The sequence below is a fragment of the Streptococcus sp. HMSC066F01 genome, from assembly GCF_001837335.1.
Classification (GTDB): Bacteria; Bacillota; Bacilli; order Lactobacillales; family Streptococcaceae; genus Streptococcus; species Streptococcus oralis_S.
In genome coordinates, this window is the sequence record NZ_KV832119.1 from 15,844 (window position 1) to 32,355 (window position 16,512).

General features: G+C 43.3%; 15 protein-coding genes and 1 pseudogene. 14 read left to right on the forward strand and 2 right to left on the reverse strand.

The genetic code is table 11. The features are described 5' to 3' along the window. The 5 genes and pseudogenes from HMPREF2655_RS07285 to HMPREF2655_RS07305 form a co-directional block, all read left to right on the forward strand. Positions 1-268: pseudogene (locus HMPREF2655_RS07285) on the forward strand (phosphate ABC transporter, permease protein PstA); the annotation flags it as partial. A gap of 10 nt (positions 269-278) precedes the next feature. Further along, positions 279-1,082 (forward strand): phosphate ABC transporter ATP-binding protein PstB, encoded by an 804-nt coding sequence (gene pstB / locus HMPREF2655_RS07290; RefSeq protein WP_000049851.1) that lies wholly within the window; start codon positions 279-281, stop codon positions 1,080-1,082. A 12-nt stretch (positions 1,083-1,094) separates the two neighbouring features. After that, positions 1,095-1,853 carry a phosphate ABC transporter ATP-binding protein PstB gene (pstB, locus tag HMPREF2655_RS07295; RefSeq protein WP_070838372.1) on the forward strand — a complete coding sequence of 253 codons (759 nt, stop codon included), beginning with the start codon at positions 1,095-1,097 and terminating at the stop codon, positions 1,851-1,853. Between the two features lie 11 nt (positions 1,854-1,864). Beyond that, positions 1,865-2,518: a phosphate signaling complex protein PhoU gene (gene phoU, locus HMPREF2655_RS07300; RefSeq protein ID WP_000946469.1), complete on the forward strand. Its 654-nt coding sequence runs from the start codon at positions 1,865-1,867 to the stop codon at positions 2,516-2,518. A 158-nt stretch (positions 2,519-2,676) separates the two neighbouring features. After that, on the forward strand, positions 2,677-3,492 hold the full coding sequence (locus HMPREF2655_RS07305) for an ABC transporter substrate-binding protein (protein ID WP_070838374.1): 816 nt from the start codon (positions 2,677-2,679) through the stop codon (positions 3,490-3,492). Between the two features lie 19 nt (positions 3,493-3,511). Here HMPREF2655_RS07305 and HMPREF2655_RS07310 read toward each other — a convergent pair whose 3' ends face one another. Further along, positions 3,512-4,783, reverse strand: coding sequence for an aminotransferase-like domain-containing protein (locus tag HMPREF2655_RS07310; protein WP_070838376.1), 1,272 nt, complete (start codon positions 4,781-4,783; stop codon positions 3,512-3,514). A gap of 145 nt (positions 4,784-4,928) precedes the next feature. Between HMPREF2655_RS07310 and budA the strand changes: the two genes are divergently transcribed. The 9 genes from budA to alaS all read left to right on the forward strand — a co-directional run bounded on the left by budA (position 4,929) and on the right by alaS (position 14,765). After that, complete coding sequence (budA, locus tag HMPREF2655_RS07315) at positions 4,929-5,660, forward strand: acetolactate decarboxylase (protein ID WP_000375405.1); 732 nt, start codon at positions 4,929-4,931, stop codon at positions 5,658-5,660. Between the two features lie 9 nt (positions 5,661-5,669). Beyond that, positions 5,670-6,422, forward strand: coding sequence for a YhfC family intramembrane metalloprotease (locus HMPREF2655_RS07320; RefSeq protein WP_000215874.1), 753 nt, complete (start codon positions 5,670-5,672; stop codon positions 6,420-6,422). 111 nt (positions 6,423-6,533) lie between these two features. Next, positions 6,534-7,439 (forward strand): UDP-N-acetylmuramate dehydrogenase, encoded by a 906-nt coding sequence (gene murB, locus HMPREF2655_RS07325; protein WP_070838377.1) that lies wholly within the window; start codon positions 6,534-6,536, stop codon positions 7,437-7,439. 161 nt (positions 7,440-7,600) lie between these two features. Continuing rightward, entirely contained in the window at positions 7,601-8,758 is a 1,158-nt protein-coding gene (locus tag HMPREF2655_RS07330) for an ABC transporter ATP-binding protein (protein WP_000742901.1), read from the forward strand. Further along, positions 8,739-9,545 carry an ABC transporter permease gene (locus tag HMPREF2655_RS07335; protein WP_000754122.1) on the forward strand — a complete coding sequence of 269 codons (807 nt, stop codon included), beginning with the start codon at positions 8,739-8,741 and terminating at the stop codon, positions 9,543-9,545. The genes HMPREF2655_RS07330 and HMPREF2655_RS07335 overlap by 20 nt, the downstream gene beginning before the upstream one ends. Continuing rightward, the gene (locus tag HMPREF2655_RS07340; protein WP_000712718.1) at positions 9,542-10,315 is read left to right on the forward strand and encodes an ABC transporter permease; all 774 of its coding nucleotides are present in this window, start codon (positions 9,542-9,544) and stop codon (positions 10,313-10,315) included. The genes HMPREF2655_RS07335 and HMPREF2655_RS07340 overlap by 4 nt, the downstream gene beginning before the upstream one ends. Next, entirely contained in the window at positions 10,312-11,382 is a 1,071-nt protein-coding gene (locus tag HMPREF2655_RS07345) for an ABC transporter substrate-binding protein (RefSeq protein WP_000737968.1), read from the forward strand. Before HMPREF2655_RS07340 ends, HMPREF2655_RS07345 begins: the two co-directional genes overlap by 4 nt. Before the next feature lie 257 nt (positions 11,383-11,639). After that, positions 11,640-12,125, forward strand: a complete 486-nt coding sequence (locus tag HMPREF2655_RS07350) for an LURP-one-related/scramblase family protein (protein WP_000847087.1) — start codon at positions 11,640-11,642, stop codon at positions 12,123-12,125. Between the two features lie 21 nt (positions 12,126-12,146). After that, positions 12,147-14,765, forward strand: coding sequence for an alanine--tRNA ligase (alaS, locus tag HMPREF2655_RS07355; RefSeq protein WP_000811704.1), 2,619 nt, complete (start codon positions 12,147-12,149; stop codon positions 14,763-14,765). 86 nt (positions 14,766-14,851) lie between these two features. Here alaS and HMPREF2655_RS07360 read toward each other — a convergent pair whose 3' ends face one another. After that, positions 14,852-16,300: an alpha-amylase gene (locus HMPREF2655_RS07360; protein WP_001181085.1), complete on the reverse strand. Its 1,449-nt coding sequence runs from the start codon at positions 16,298-16,300 to the stop codon at positions 14,852-14,854. Positions 16,301-16,512 lie beyond the last annotated feature (212 nt).

Sequence of the window (16,512 nt, forward strand, 5' to 3'; positions counted from 1 at the left end):
CGCTCTTATCTATACGGCAGGACAATCCGCTCCAGCTCTTGACTGGTCTAACTGGAATATCCTCAGTGTTACCAGCCCTATCTCAATCTTCCGTCAAGCAGAAACCCTGGCTGTCCACATCTGGAAGGTCAACAGTGAAGGAACTATTCCTGATGCTACCATCGTATCTGCTGGTTCTGCCGCCGTGCTTCTCATCTTTATCTTGATTTTTAACTTTGGGGCACGCAAACTCGGAAGCTACCTACACAAGAAATTAACCGCTGCCTAAAGGAGAAGCCATGTCAAAATATAACTGGGATGAAAAGCATATCATCACCTTCCCTGAAGAAAAAGTGGCCCTCTCTACTAAGGATTTACATGTTTACTATGGTAAAAATGAATCCATCAAGGGCATCGATATGCAATTTGAAAAAAATAAAATTACAGCCTTGATTGGCCCTTCTGGATCAGGGAAATCTACCTATCTTCGCAGTCTCAATCGGATGAATGATACCATTGATATTGCCAAGGTCACAGGTCAAATCCTCTACCGAGGGATTGACGTCAACCGTCCAGAAATCAATGTCTATGAGATGCGGAAGCATATCGGAATGGTCTTCCAACGTCCAAATCCATTTGCTAAGTCTATTTATCGCAACATCACTTTTGCTCATGAACGTGCAGGAGTCAAGGATAAGAAAGTACTTGATGAAATTGTAGAAACCTCTCTAAGACAGGCTGCCCTGTGGGATCAGGTCAAAGACGACCTCCACAAATCAGCCTTGATGCTTTCTGGTGGTCAGCAACAACGTCTCTGTATCGCTCGAGCCATTTCTGTCAAGCCAGATATCCTCTTGATGGATGAGCCTGCGTCAGCTTTGGATCCGATTGCGACAGCCCAGCTGGAAGAAACCATGTTGGAATTGAAGAAGGACTTTACCATCATCATCGTTACCCACAGTATGCAACAGGCTGCGCGTGCAAGTGACTACACAGGATTTTTCTACTTGGGTGATTTGATTGAGTATGATAAGACATCCAATATTTTCCAAAATGCTAAGTTACAGTCAACCAATGACTATGTAACGGGACACTTTGGTTAGAAAGGAAACGGTATGTCAGAAGCGATTTTACAGGTGTCAGACCTGTCCGTTTATTACAATAAAAAGAAGGCCTTGAATAGTGTTTCCCTTTCTTTCCAACCTAAGGAAATAACAGCCTTGATTGGTCCTTCTGGATCAGGGAAGTCTACCCTGCTCAAAGCCATCAACCGCATGGGCGATCTAAATCCTGAGGTGACAACAACTGGATCAGTGGTCTATAATGGTCACAATATCTACAGCCCCCGTACCGATACGGTTGAATTGCGTAAGGAAATTGGTATGGTCTTTCAACAGCCCAATCCCTTCCCTATGTCTATCTACGAAAATGTTATCTATGGGCTGCGTATCAATGGGGTTAAGGACAAGCAAGTTCTTGATGAAGCAGTAGAAAAGGCCTTGCAACGTGCTTCTATCTGGGATGAAGTAAAGGATCGTTTGCATGATTCGGCCATTGGTCTCTCAGGTGGACAACAACAACGTGTTTGTGTAGCTCGTGTCTTAGCAACCAGTCCAAAAATCATCCTCTTAGATGAACCAACTTCAGCTTTGGATCCTATTTCTGCAGGTAAGATTGAGGAAACCTTGTATGGTCTGAAAGATAAATACACCATGCTCTTGGTAACGCGTTCGATGCAACAAGCCTCACGTATCTCTGATAAAACAGGATTTTTCCTAGATGGGGATTTGATTGAGTTTAACGATACGAAGAAGATGTTCCTAGACCCACAAAACAAGGAAACAGAAGATTATATTACAGGAAAATTTGGATAAGGAGTTGAATGATGTTACGATCTCAATTTGAAGAAGATTTGGAGAAATTGCACAACCAGTTCTATGCTATGGGACAAGAAGTGCTCTCGCAGATCAATCGTACAGTGCGTGCCTTTGTTACGCATGACCGTGATTTGGCAAAAGAAGTCATCGAAGACGATGCAGAAGTAAATGAGTATGAAGTGAAGTTGGAAAAGAAATCATTTGAAATGATCGCTCTCCAACAACCTGTTTCTCAAGACCTTCGTACCGTCTTGACCGTTCTCAAGGCAGTTTCAGACGTGGAACGCATGGGAGATCATGCAGTGTCTATCGCTGAGGCGACCATTCGTATGAAGGGAGAGCAACGTATCCCTTCTGTTGAAGAAGAAATCAAAAAGATGGGACGCGACGTGAAAAACTTCGTCGAAGCAGCTCTAGATCTCTATCTCAACGGTTCTGTGGATCAAGCCTACGAAGTAGCGGCTATGGATGAAAAAATCAACCATTACTTTGATAGCATCCGAGATTTGGCTACAGAAGAAATTAGGAAAAATCCTGAAGCTATCGTTACAGGCCGTGATTACTTCCAGGTCATTTCTTTCTTGGAACGTATCGGAGACTACGCAAAGAATATCTGTGAATGGGTTGTTTACTTTGAAACAGGTAAGATTGTCGAACTATAAGAAACGGTTTAAATATACAGAAGAAAAGGCTGATTAAAATAAATCAGTCTTCTTTTTTTATGAAAAGAATTGTTTTACAATCAAAATCTCTAAAAGGGTTGACAACTATTTTTAAAAGAGTTATAATTATTCATAATTAACAGAAAGGTCGTTTATTTATGAAATTTAAGAAATGGATATTAGTTGTGTGTAGCATGCTTGCCAGTGTGGTTTTAGTAGCTTGCCAGTCAGGAATGGATAGTTCCCAGTCTGCTGTGGACGCTATTAAACAAAAAGGAAAGCTAGTTGTTGCGACCAGCCCAGACTATGCGCCATTTGAATTCCAAGCCTTGGTAGATGGGAAAAACCAGGTAGTTGGAGCAGATATTGATATGGCTCAAGCAATTGCAGACGAGCTTGGGGTTAAACTTGAAATCTCTAGTATGAGTTTTGACAATGTCTTGACTAGCCTTCAAACTGGAAAGGCTGACTTAGCCATAGCAGGAATTAGTGCTACAGATGAGAGAAAGGAAGTCTTTGACTTTTCAATCCCTTACTATGAAAATAAGATGAGTTTTTTGGTTAGAAAAGCCGATTTAGACAAATACAAGGATCTTTCAAACCTCGCAAGTGCAAATATCGCAGCTCAAAAGGGAACTGTGCCAGAAACCATGGTCAAGGAACAATTGCCAAATGCCCAATTGACATCCTTGACCAATATGGGGGAAGCCGTCAATGAATTGCAGGCTGGGAAAGTGGATGCTGTTCATATGGATGAACCAGTTGCTCTTAGCTACGCAGGTAAAAACTCAGACCTTGTCGTTGCATCTGTTAACTTGACAATGAAAGATGGCGAAGCCAATGCCGTTGCTATCAAGAAGGATCAATCAGACTTGAAAGCAGTAGTAGATAAGGTTATCCAAAAACTGAAAGATGACGGGACCTATCAAAACTATCTAGAAAAAGCAGCGAAACTAACAGAAGTTGAACAATAAGAAAAAGCAGAGTTGGACTTTAATCCAATTCTGCTTTTATGTATTCTAATAGCTCTTCTAGATTTTCGAGAGAGACTTTGGCAAACTGATAAGGACAGGCGTCCAAATAAGCCTTCTCAAAAAAGTCTAATTTGAGTGAGCTGTGTTTCAAACTGGCAATCTTAGGATAGTGTCTCAAATCAAGCAAAAGACCATCGTGTAGAGGATAGTGGGGCAAGGGACAGGTGTTTTCTTCAAGCACTTTCTTTATCTGAGCCTGATAGTTCTCTTGAAGGGTCAGTCTGGCCAATCGATTTTTTTCAAATAACTGGCTATCGATGTAAAGAGAAAGAGCCTTTTGCATGATGAGATTGCTGTCATAGTCTAGGATATTTTTGTAGGAAACAAAGGCCTCTTTTAGGGCATTTGGGAGAATGAGAGCGGTAATACGAAGGGCTGGAAAGAGACTAGTTGAGAAGGACTTGATATAAATGACCCGATCCTCAGTATCCAGATAGTGGAAGGTTTGTCCCTTTTTAGAGTCTAAGTCACCTAGATAATCATCCTCGACGATATATACACCATACTGGTTTGCTAGATCCAGAATAGCCCTTTTTTCCTGATCAGAATAGGAATGACCTAGAGGATAGTGGAAGCGAGGAATGGTGTAGAAAAATTTGATTTTCCCGGATTTGAATTGTTTTTCCAGTTCTTCAAGGTTGATGCCATCAATTCGGCGTTCAATGGTCTGGTAGGCTAATCCTTGAGCGACCAAGAGGCGATTCATCCGGTGGTAGGTCGGCTGTTCGACCAAAATCTCAGCTCCCTCGCTTGGAAAGTTAATCTGAGAAAGGATAAAGAGAGCTTGCTGGGTGCCAGAAGTTAGAACCAGTTGGTCGGGTTTACAGTAGAGGGCTTGGTCAAAGAGGAGTTGATGGACAGATTGTCTGAGTTCCTCAAGGCCTTCTTGGTTATCATAGTAGTTGAAGAGGTAGTTTTCTCGACCTATCAGGGTTTCGTTGACACAGAGTCGGAAGTCGTCATAGGCACTGGCATGTTCGTCAGTGACTTCGATTTCCAAGTCTTGGTGCTGTCCTTGTTCTAGAACATAGTAGCCACTTTGGGGTTTGGCATAGAGGTATTGTTCATGGCGTAATTCCAGCAGGGCTCGCTGGATAGTGTCCTTGCTACAGTGGAAGTCTTGGCTCAGTTGACGGATAGAGGGAAGTCGGCTACCTGTTGGAAATTTTCCTGATTCGATACCTTTTTTGAGAAAGGAAACGACTGCTTGGTATTTACTTTCTTTCTTCATTCCAGACCTCCGTTGATTTTGTTACATTGTACCTTTTTTTTGCCTGCTTGGCAATGGGAAAATCATTTCTTCCTTTCACAACTAGGAGCAAATGTGGTATACTTAGAAAGTATGATGATTCATTGAAAAGAAGATAAGAAAGAGAATGGATAGAAAAGTGCAGGAACCGGTTAAATTATTTCAATACAATACTCTAGGTGCCCTAATGGCAGGTCTCTATGGCGGAACCATGACAGTGGGAGAATTGCTGGAACATGGTGACCTCGGCTTGGGAACATTGGATTCGATTGACGGGGAATTGATTGTCCTTGATGGTAAGGCTTATCAAGCCAAGGGGTCTGGACAAACGCCTGAAATCGTCGAGGTGGCAGCGGATGCTCTTATTCCATATGCAGCAGTGGTTCCTCATCAGGCAGAAGTGATTTTTCGTCAGCGCTTTGAGATGACGGACAAGGAATTGGAAAAGCGAATTGAGTCCTACTATGATGGGGAAAATCTTTTTCGTTCCATCAAGATTCATGGCGAATTTTCACAAATGCACGTACGGATGATTCCCAAATCCACACCTGATACCAAGTTTGCTGATGTCGCGACACACCAACCTGAATATAGCCGTGAAAATGTATCGGGAACCATTGTTGGATTTTGGACACCGGAGATTTTCCATGGAGTGAGTGTTGCAGGTTACCATTTGCATTTTATCTCAGATGATTTGACCTTTGGTGGGCATGTGATGGACTTTGTTATCAAAGAAGGAATGATCGAGGTTGGGGCAGTCGACCAGTTGGACCAACGTTTTCCAGTCCAAGATCGCCAGTATTTATTTGCCAAATTTAACGTTGACGAGATGAAGAAAGATATTGATAAGTCAGAATAGGAGAAAAAGATGACAGTACATATTATCCTCACCATGATCGCTTTAGTTCTCATTCTAGTAGGTGGAACTTGGTATGCCAAAAAACGGTTTAAAATCTCTCTTGCAGTGATGGGCTTGGGGGCAATCGCATTTTTTGTTTCTTCTCAAGTGTTAGAGAAGATGGTTCATCTTCTGGTACTCCATCCGCAAAAAGATGGAACCATTCCGCTCATGCAGGAGCAGCCTTTCTTATACGTCCTTTATGGGATTGCCATGGCTGCCCTCTTTGAAGAGACGGCCCGTTTTGTCTTTTTTAAATGGTTGGAGAAAAAGAGAAAGTTGGAAGATCGAGATGCTTGGGCTTATGGCTTAGGACATGGAGGCTTAGAGATGCTCTACCTCGGAATGGGAAGTTTGATTAGCCTTTTGATCCTCTTTTCACTAGTACAGTCATCAAATACTGATGCGGCGAATCTTCTTACAAAGAGTACATTAGAAACAGTTCAGTCTCTATCAGCATGGCAGATCTATCTACTAGGAGTTGAGCGTGTCCTTGCTCTGGTTCTCCAAATTAGCCTTACTGTCTGGGTCTATCAAAGTGTCCGTCAAAAGAAATGGATTTATCTCGTTGCTGCCTATGGATTACATGCCTTGTTCGACTTAGCTCCAGCTCTATCTCAAGTGGGCTGGATTGCGAATCCGCTTCTAGTTGAGTTTGTTCTTCTCGTAGAACTTTTAGTCTTTATCTGGCTGACAAAATTTACATTTTGGAAAAAATCATAAAAAGAGGGGAGACCTCTTTTTTTATGTAAGGATAAAACAAGCTCTTTTTATGGTCGTCAAATGTCTCTAAAAATGGTATAATGGAATGAATTTTGAAAAAGGAAGAGTGACATGTCAGTAAAAGAAAAAATGCTTGAAATCCTAGAAGGAATCGATATTCGTTTTAAGGAACCTTTGAAGACCTATACCTATACCAAGGTAGGAGGTCGAGCGGATTATCTAGTTTTGCCACGCAATCGCTATGAGATGGCCCGTGTCGTCCAATTTGCCAATCAAGAGAATATTCCTTGGATGGTGCTAGGAAATGCTAGTAATATCATCGTTCGTGAAGGTGGAATCCGTGGTTTTGTCATCTTGTGCGATAAGCTTAATAACGTTTCAGTTGATGGCTATACCATTGAAGCGGAAGCAGGAGCGAACTTGATCGAAACAACACGTATTGCCCTCCGTCATAGTTTGACTGGTTTTGAGTTTGCTTGTGGGATTCCTGGAAGCATCGGAGGAGCTATCTTTATGAATGCGGGTGCCTATGGAGGAGAGATTGCTCATATCTTGCAGTCTTGTCAAATTTTGACCAAGGAAGGGGAAATCGAGACCTTGTCAGTCAAGGACTTGGCTTTTGGTTACCGTCATTCAGCTATTCAGGATTCTGGGGCTATTGTCTTGTCAGCTAAATTTGCCCTATCTCCAGGGAATCATCAGGTTATCAAGCAAGAAATGGACCGCTTGACGCACCTACGTGAACTCAAACAACCATTAGAATACCCATCTTGTGGTTCAGTCTTTAAGCGACCAGTGGGGCATTTTGCAGGACAGTTGATTTCAGAGGCTGGCTTGAAAGGCTATCGTATCGGTGGTGTGGAAGTATCTGAAAAGCATGCCGGTTTCATGATCAATGTTGCTGACGGAACAGCGAAAGACTACGAGGACTTGATCCAATCTGTTATTGAAAAAGTCAAGGAACACTCAGGTGTTACCTTAGAGCGAGAAGTTCGTATCTTGGGTGAGAAAGAATAAGGTTGGGGTAGAAAAGTTGCTGCTATAACCACCATTGTAAAGGGGTGAAAGCCTATCGTTAGTGAAGATGTATGTAGGCAGTTCAATCTCCTACACGAGGTAGTAGCGGTCTGACAGAGCCCTGATCTGTTAATTTACGAAGAAGAAGGAATTTAGAGGAATTGAAAAAACCAATTATTGAATTCAAAAACGTCTCTAAAGTTTTTGAAGACAGCAACACCAAGGTTCTCAAAGACATTAACTTTGAGTTGGAAGAGGGAAAGTTCTATACCTTACTAGGCGCATCTGGTTCTGGGAAATCAACCATCCTGAACATCATTGCAGGTTTACTAGATGCGACGACAGGGGATATTTTACTGGATGGGGTACGGATTAACGACATCCCAACCAACAAGCGAGACGTCCATACGGTCTTCCAATCCTATGCCTTGTTTCCACATATGAATGTGTTTGAAAATGTTGCCTTTCCGCTCCGCTTGCGTAAAATCGACAAGAAAGAAATCGAGCAACGTGTAGCGGAAGTGCTCAAGATGGTTCAGTTGGAAGGTTATGAAAAACGTTCCATCCGTAAACTCTCTGGAGGACAACGTCAGCGTGTAGCCATTGCCCGTGCCATCATCAACCAACCCCGTGTGGTCTTGTTGGATGAGCCCTTGTCAGCGCTGGACTTGAAATTGCGAACGGACATGCAGTACGAACTGCGTGAACTGCAGCAACGATTGGGGATTACCTTTGTCTTTGTCACTCACGATCAGGAGGAAGCCCTGGCTATGAGTGACTGGATTTTCGTTATGAACGATGGAGAGATTGTTCAGTCTGGAACACCTGTAGATATCTATGATGAGCCAATCAACCACTTTGTTGCCACCTTTATCGGCGAGTCCAATATCTTGCCAGGAACCATGATTGAAGACTACTTGGTTGAGTTTAACGGCAAACGCTTCGAAGCGGTCGATGGGGGGATGAAGCCAAATGAGCCAGTTGAGGTTGTCATTCGTCCAGAGGACTTGCGCATTACCCTTCCTGAAGAAGGCAAGCTCCAAGTCAAGGTTGATACCCAGCTTTTCCGTGGGGTTCATTACGAGATTATCGCCTATGACGAGCTCGGAAATGAATGGATGATCCACTCGACTCGTAAGGCCATTGTTGGCGAGGAAATCGGTCTGGACTTTGAACCAGAAGATATCCACATCATGCGTCTCAACGAAACCGAAGAAGAGTTCGATGCTCGTATCGAGGAGTACGTAGAAATCGAAGAGCAAGAAGCAGGTCTGATTAACGCGATCGAGGAGGAAAGAGATGAAGAAAACAACCTCTAAACTCTTTGTAGTGCCCTACATGCTTTGGATTGTCCTCTTTGTTCTCGCACCCTTGGTCTTGATTTTCGGTCAATCCTTTTTCAACATTGAAGGCCAATTTAGCTTAGAAAACTATAAATCCTACTTTGCGTCACAAAACTTGACCTATCTTAAAATGAGCTTCAACTCAGTCCTCTATGCAGGAATTGTGACCTTAGTAACATTGCTCATCAGCTATCCAACAGCCCTCTTTTTGACCCGTCTCAAGCACCGTCAACTCTGGCTCATGCTGATTATCTTGCCAACCTGGATCAATCTGCTTCTTAAGGCCTATGCCTTTATCGGGATTTTTGGTCAAAATGGCTCTATTAACCAATTTTTGGAATTTATCGGAATCGGTTCGCAGCAGTTGCTCTTTACGGATTTCTCCTTCATCTTTGTCGCAAGCTACATCGAGCTTCCCTTTATGATTTTGCCGATTTTCAATGTCTTGGATGATATGGATAACAATCTCATCAATGCCAGCTACGACCTCGGTGCGACCAAGTGGGAAACTTTCCGCCATGTCATCTTCCCTCTATCTATGAATGGAGTGAGAAGTGGGGTTCAGTCTGTCTTTATCCCCAGCTTGAGTCTCTTCATGCTGACACGTTTGATTGGTGGGAACCGTGTTATCACGCTGGGAACGGCCATTGAGCAGAACTTCCTGACCAATGACAACTACGGTATGGGTTCTACCATCGGTGTGATCCTCATCCTAACCATGTTCATCACCATGTGGGTGACCAAGGAAAGGAGAGAACGATGAAGAAATTTGCCAATCTCTACCTAGCCTTTGTCTTTATCATCCTATATTTGCCAATCTTTTACTTGATTGGCTATGCCTTTAATGCAGGGGATGATATGAATAGTTTTACTGGTTTTAGCTTGAGCCATTTTAAAACCATGTTTGGTGATGGTCGTCTCATGTTGATCCTCACCCAAACCTTTTTCTTGGCCTTTCTGTCAGCCTTGATTGCGACTGTTATAGGGACTTTCGGTGCTATTTACATTTACCAGTCTCGTAAGAAATACCAAGAAGCCTTTTTATCACTCAATAATATCCTCATGGTTGCGCCTGATGTTATGATTGGTGCTAGCTTCTTGATTCTCTTTACCCAGCTTAAGTTTTCACTTGGATTTCTGACAGTTCTATCTAGTCACGTGGCCTTTTCCATCCCTATCGTGGTCTTGATGGTCTTGCCTCGTCTCAAGGAGATGAATGATGACATGATTCATGCGGCCTATGACTTAGGTGCCAGTCAATTTCAGATGTTTAAGGAAATCATGCTTCCTTACCTGACACCGTCTATCATTGCAGGTTATTTTATGGCCTTCACCTATTCGCTAGATGACTTTGCCGTGACCTTCTTTGTGACGGGAAATGGCTTTTCAACCCTGTCAGTTGAGATCTACTCTCGTGCTCGTAAGGGGATTTCGTTAGAGATCAATGCCCTGTCTGCACTTGTCTTTCTCTTTAGTATTATCCTAGTTGTAGGTTATTACTTTATCTCACGTGAGAAGGAGGAGCAAGCATGAAAAAACTCTATTCATTTTTAGCAGGAATTGTAGCAATTATCCTTGTCTTGTGGGGGATTTCCCATCATCTAGATAGTAAAATCAACAGTCGAGATAGTCAAAAATTGGTTATCTACAACTGGGGGGACTATATCGATCCCGAACTCTTGGAGAAATTCACAGAAGAAACAGGAGTCCAAGTCCAGTATGAGACCTTTGATTCCAACGAAGCCATGTATACCAAGATCAAGCAGGGTGGAACGACCTACGATATTGCCATCCCGAGTGAATACATGATCAACAAGATGAAGGACGAAGACCTCTTGGTTCCGCTTGATTATTCAAAAATTGAAGGAATCGAAAATATCGGACCTGAGTTCCTCAACCAGTCTTTTGACCCGGGCAATAAATTCTCCATCCCTTACTTCTGGGGGACCTTGGGAATCGTCTACAATGAAACCAAGGTAGATGAGGCGCCTGAGCATTGGGATGACCTCTGGAAACCAGAATACAAGGATTCCATCATGCTTTTTGATGGGGCGCGTGAGGTGCTGGGACTCGGGCTTAACTCGCTCGGTTACAGTCTTAACTCTAAGGATCCTCAGCAGTTGGAAGAAACGGTAGACAAGCTCTACAAACTGACTCCAAATATCAAGGCCATTGTGGCAGACGAGATGAAGGGTTACATGATTCAGAACAACGCTGCTATCGGTGTGACTTTCTCTGGGGAAGCCAGCCAGATGTTGGAGAAAAATCCTAACCTCAAGTATGTCGTTCCGACTGAGGCCAGCAATCTCTGGTTTGATAACATGGTCATTCCAAAAACCGTGAAAAATCAAGATGCCGCCTATGCCTTTATCAACTTTATGTTGAAACCCGAAAATGCTCTGAAAAATGCGGAGTATGTAGGTTACTCAACACCAAACCTACCAGCAAAGGAAATGCTCCCAGAGGAGACTCGTGAGGACAAATCCTTCTATCCAGACGCTGATACCATGAAACACCTGGAAGTTTATGAGAAATTTGACCATAAATGGACAGGAAAATATAGCGACCTCTTCCTACAGTTTAAAATGTATCGGAAGTAGGAGATTTGGTTTATTGTCGGCTTTTCCAGTTGACGCAAGCTTTAAAAAACGATATAATAAGAAAGTTGAGAATTGATTTTCAGTTGTCTTAGTCCAGAGAAATGGCGGTGCTGCGAGCCATCTAAGCTAGGAAATCATGCTACTCAATCAGACAATTGCATAAGAATAAGAGAATGACAAGTTCATTGAATGAAGGTGGTACCGCGGTTTTTCGCCCTTCGTGATATGGACTTGTCTTTTGATTTTTGGAGGTGTTTATGAAGACATTTCTTGTCAAACAAAAGTTTCGTCTTGGAGGCGAACGCTTCGATATCAAGGATGATAGAGGAGTAGTGAACTATCAGGTGGAGGGATCATTTTTCCAAATTCCTAAGACCTTTACCATCTATGACGCCTATGGTGAGCAAGTCAGTGAGATTAGTAAAGAATTTTTCACTTTGCTTCCTCGCTTTACTATCCAGTTACGAAACGGTTCCAATTTCGTCATTCGCAAGAAGTTGACCTTCTGGCGAGATAAGTATGAGTTTGACAATCTAGGGCTTCGTATCGAGGGCAATATCTGGGATTTGAATTTCAAATTGCTGGATGACCGCGACCAAGTGATTGCCGAGATTCGGAAAGAAATTTTCCATTTGACCTCAACCTACACCGTAACCGTCTATGAAGACTCGTATGCAGATTTGGTCATTTCCCTTTGTGTCGCGATTGACTATGTGGAGATGCTGGAAAGCCAATCAAATTAAACAAGTAAATAAGGAGATATTATGAAACAACTATCTAGTGCTCAAGTTCGCCAAATGTGGCTAGATTTCTGGGCAAGCAAAGGTCACTCTGTAGAACCATCAGTGAGCTTGGTTCCAGTAAACGACCCAACTCTTTTGTGGATTAACTCTGGGGTAGCAACCCTTAAGAAATACTTTGACGGAACCATTATCCCTGAAAATCCACGTATTACCAATGCGCAAAAAGCTATCCGTACTAACGATATTGAAAATGTAGGGAAAACTGCGCGTCACCATACCATGTTTGAAATGTTGGGGAACTTCTCAATCGGAGATTACTTCCGCGATGAAGCCATCACTTGGGCTTATGAGCTTTTGACAAGTCCTGAATGGTTTGATTTTCCAGCTGATAAACTGTACATGACCTACTATCCAGACGATAAAGATTCTTACAACCGCTGGATTGAAGTAGGAGTGGATCCAAGCCACTTGATTCCAATCGAAGATAACTTCTGGGAAATCGGTGCTGGACCCTCTGGACCTGATACAGAAATCTTCTTTGACCGTGGAGAAGCCTTTGACCCAGAAAACATCGGTATTCGCCTGCTTGCAGAAGATATCGAAAACGACCGTTACATCGAAATCTGGAACATCGTTTTGTCACAATTTAACGCTGACCCAGCCGTACCTCGTAGTGAGTACAAGGAATTGCCACACAAGAACATTGATACGGGCGCTGGTTTGGAGCGTTTGGTGGCCGTTATTCAAGGGGCTAAGACAAACTTTGAAACAGACCTCTTCATGCCAATCATCCGTGAAGTTGAGAAATTGTCTGGTAAGGTTTATGACCAAGATGGCGACAACATGAGCTTCAAGGTCATTGCTGACCATATCCGTTCTCTTTCATTTGCCATCGGTGATGGTGCCCTTCCTGGAAATGAAGGTCGTGGTTATGTCCTTCGCCGTCTCCTCCGTCGCGCGTCTATGCACGGTCAAAAATTGGGTATCAACGAGCCTTTCCTTTACAAACTCGTTCCAACTGTTGGAAAAATCATGGAAAGCTACTACCCAGAAGTGCTTGAAAAACGTGACTTTATCGAGAAAATTGTCAAGAGCGAGGAAGAGTCATTTGCCCGTACTCTTCACTCAGGTCAACACTTTGCAGAAACCATCGTAGCTGACTTGAAAGCCAAAGGTCAAAACGTTATCGCGGGGCAAGATGTCTTCAAACTCTACGATACATATGGATTTCCAGTTGAGTTGACTGAAGAAATCGCTGAAGAAGCTGGGATGACTGTCGATCGTGAAGGTTTTGAAGCAGCCATGAAAGAACAGCAAGAACGTGCGCGTGCGTCTGCTGTTAAGGGTGGCTCAATGGGAATGCAAAATGAAACCCTCCAAAACATTACAGTGGAAAGTGTCTTCAACTATAATGCCAGCCAATTGCCTTCTAAGTTGGTGGCTATCGTGGCTGACAATGCAGAAGTAGAAGCTGTTTCTGAAGGAACTGCCTCTCTTATCTTTGCGGAAACTCCATTCTATGCTGAAATGGGTGGACAAGTAGCTGACCACGGTCAAATCTTGGACGCTGCTGGAAATGTCGTGGCTACTGTGATAGATGTTCAAAAAGCACCAAATGGCCAAGCTCTTCATACTGTTGAAGTTCTTGCTCCTCTTGCTTTGAACCAAGAATACACCTTGGCTATTGACAGCAATCGTCGTCACCGTGTCATGAAAAACCACACTGCGACTCACTTGCTCCATGCGGCCCTTCACAATATCCTTGGACACCATGCGACACAAGCAGGATCTCTGAACGAAGTAGAATTCCTTCGCTTTGACTTCACTCACTTCCAAGCTGTAACTCCTGAAGAGTTGCGCGCCATTGAACAGCAAGTCAATGAGAAAATCTGGGAAGCAATTGCTGTAGAAACTGTTGAGACAGATATTGACACTGCTAAAGAAATGGGAGCTATGGCCCTCTTTGGTGAGAAATACGGTAAGGAAGTTCGTGTTGTTACGATTGGTGACTACTCAGTGGAACTTTGTGGTGGTACCCACGTTGGCAACACTTCTGAGATTGGTCTCTTCAAGATTGTCAAAGAAGAAGGAATCGGATCAGGAACTCGCCGTATCTTGGCAGTAACTGGTAAGGAAGCCTTTGAAGCTTATCGCGAACAAGAAGACGCTTTGAAAGCCGTCGCATCAACCTTGAAAGCCCCTCAACTCAAGGAAGTTCCTCATAAGGTTGAAGGGCTTCAAGAACAACTCCGTCAGCTTCAAAAAGAAAATGCAGAATTGAAAGAAAAAGCCGCAGCCGCAGCCGCAGGCGATGTCTTCAAGGATGTGATGGAAGTCAACGGTCACCGTTACATTGCAAGCCAAGTTTCTGTATCAGATGCAGGCGCCCTTCGTACCTTTGCGGATAACTGGAAACAAAAAGACTACTCTGATGTGCTTGTCCTAGTTGCAGCCATCGGTGACAAAGTCAACGTTCTTGTAGCTAGCAAGAGCAAAGACATCCACGCAGGTAATTTGGTAAAAGAATTGGCTCCAATCGTTGATGGACGTGGTGGTGGTAAACCAGACATGGCCATGGCAGGAGGAAGCAACCAAGCGAAAATTCAAGAACTCTTGGATGCAGTAGCAGGTAAATTGTAAGACAATAAAGATCTATCCATTTGGGTAGGTCTTTTTGCCTACTTAAAAAGCCAAATCCGCTTGGATTTGACTTGTAACTGATAGGTTTATTTTGTTGCCCAGACACTGACTGAACCCGCTGCTACTGGAAATTCTCCATACCCTTCAGCATTGATTGTAACTTGTGCTGGATGATTTTCAAGGAGATCAACAAAAGTCTGCTCAGCCCATTCTTGACCGACAAACATGGATTTGCTGTTTTCTTGGTCATTTGAGATAAGGACAGCGATCGGGGATTGGTTTTCAGCGCCTGAACGAACCCAACCGATACAGTTGGCATCGTCAAAGTAGTCTGTTTGCTCTCCATAAGCCAAGTCTTTTCGGATGGCTAGGAGACGGTCAAGAACTTCTCTGAAATCTTGTTGAGCAAATTGCCCTGAAATGCCATAATAATCTCCGTAAAAGATACATGGAAGCCCATCTTGACGTAATAGAATAAGGGCATAGGCTGCTGGTTTAAACCATTCTTCAACAGTCGATTCGAGGGCCTGTCCTCGTTGGGTATCGTGGTTGTCTACAAAGGTCACAGCCTTATCGGGTTTTAGTTCAACCAAGCTATCTGTGAAAATGTTACGAAGGTCGTAACTTGCTCCAGCATGGCTAGCTTCAAAGAGGTTCTGGTGGAGGCGAACATCGACAAGGTCAAAACGTTCTTCTATTTTCTCGAGATAGTCTAGATTGTCTTCCTTGTCTGGGTTCCAAAATTCCCCAAAAACATAGAAATCTTGACCGTATTTTTCCTTCATATCACGAATGAAATTGCCCATAAAGAAGGAGTCGATGTGCTTAACGGCATCCAAACGGAAACCAGCTACACCAGTCGTTTCCATGAACCAGTCAGCCCAGTCATAGATGTTTTGGATGACTTCAGGGTGCTTAAAGTCTAGGTCGGCATACATGAGGTAGTCGTAGTTACCGTTTTCGTTATCGACCAATTCCTCGTTGGCCCAACCTTTATTGTCCCCCTGGATCAGGTAAATACCAGACTTACGGCGTTTGGCATCGTAGTCTGTACCTGTAAAGTGGTACCAGTGCCAGTGGAAGTCATTGTAGGTATCTTGGCGACCATCGAAAGTAAAGTGAGTCCAGCCATTGATAGTAAAGGGCTCGCTTAATTGAACGGTACGGTCCTCAGGGTCCACTTCAATAACCTGAAAGGCTTCCATATGATCGGCAGCAGCCTTGTGATTGAGCACCACATCGGCCATAGGTTGAATTCCCTGCGCCTTTAGGGCTTGAATGGCTTGAAGATAATCTTCTTTAAACCCATACTTGGTACGGACAGTCCCTTTTTGGTGAAATTCACCTAGGTCAAAAAGATCGTAAACACCATAGCCGACATCTTTTTCGTTGGTTGCCTTGAAGGCAGGTGGCATCCAGACATGGCTGATGCCAAGGTTTGCTAGGTGCTCTGCGTCATTTGTCAGTCGCGTCCAGTGTTGGCCGTCGTGAGGCAAATACCATTCAAAGTATTGCATAAGTGTCTGATTTTGCATTGTTTTTCCTCTTGCTTATCAATGTTGTGTTTTATTTTACCATAAAGTTTAGAACTAGGCAAACGTTTGCGCAAGATTCTATACTCATTTCTGAAATTGTCTATTTTTAGCGAATAGAATCTCTCTTTCCATTATAAGGGAAAGGATGTTTTGGTGGAAAAGTAAATGGCATATACTTATTTTAACAAAAATGACACTCAGTAAACTAAAGT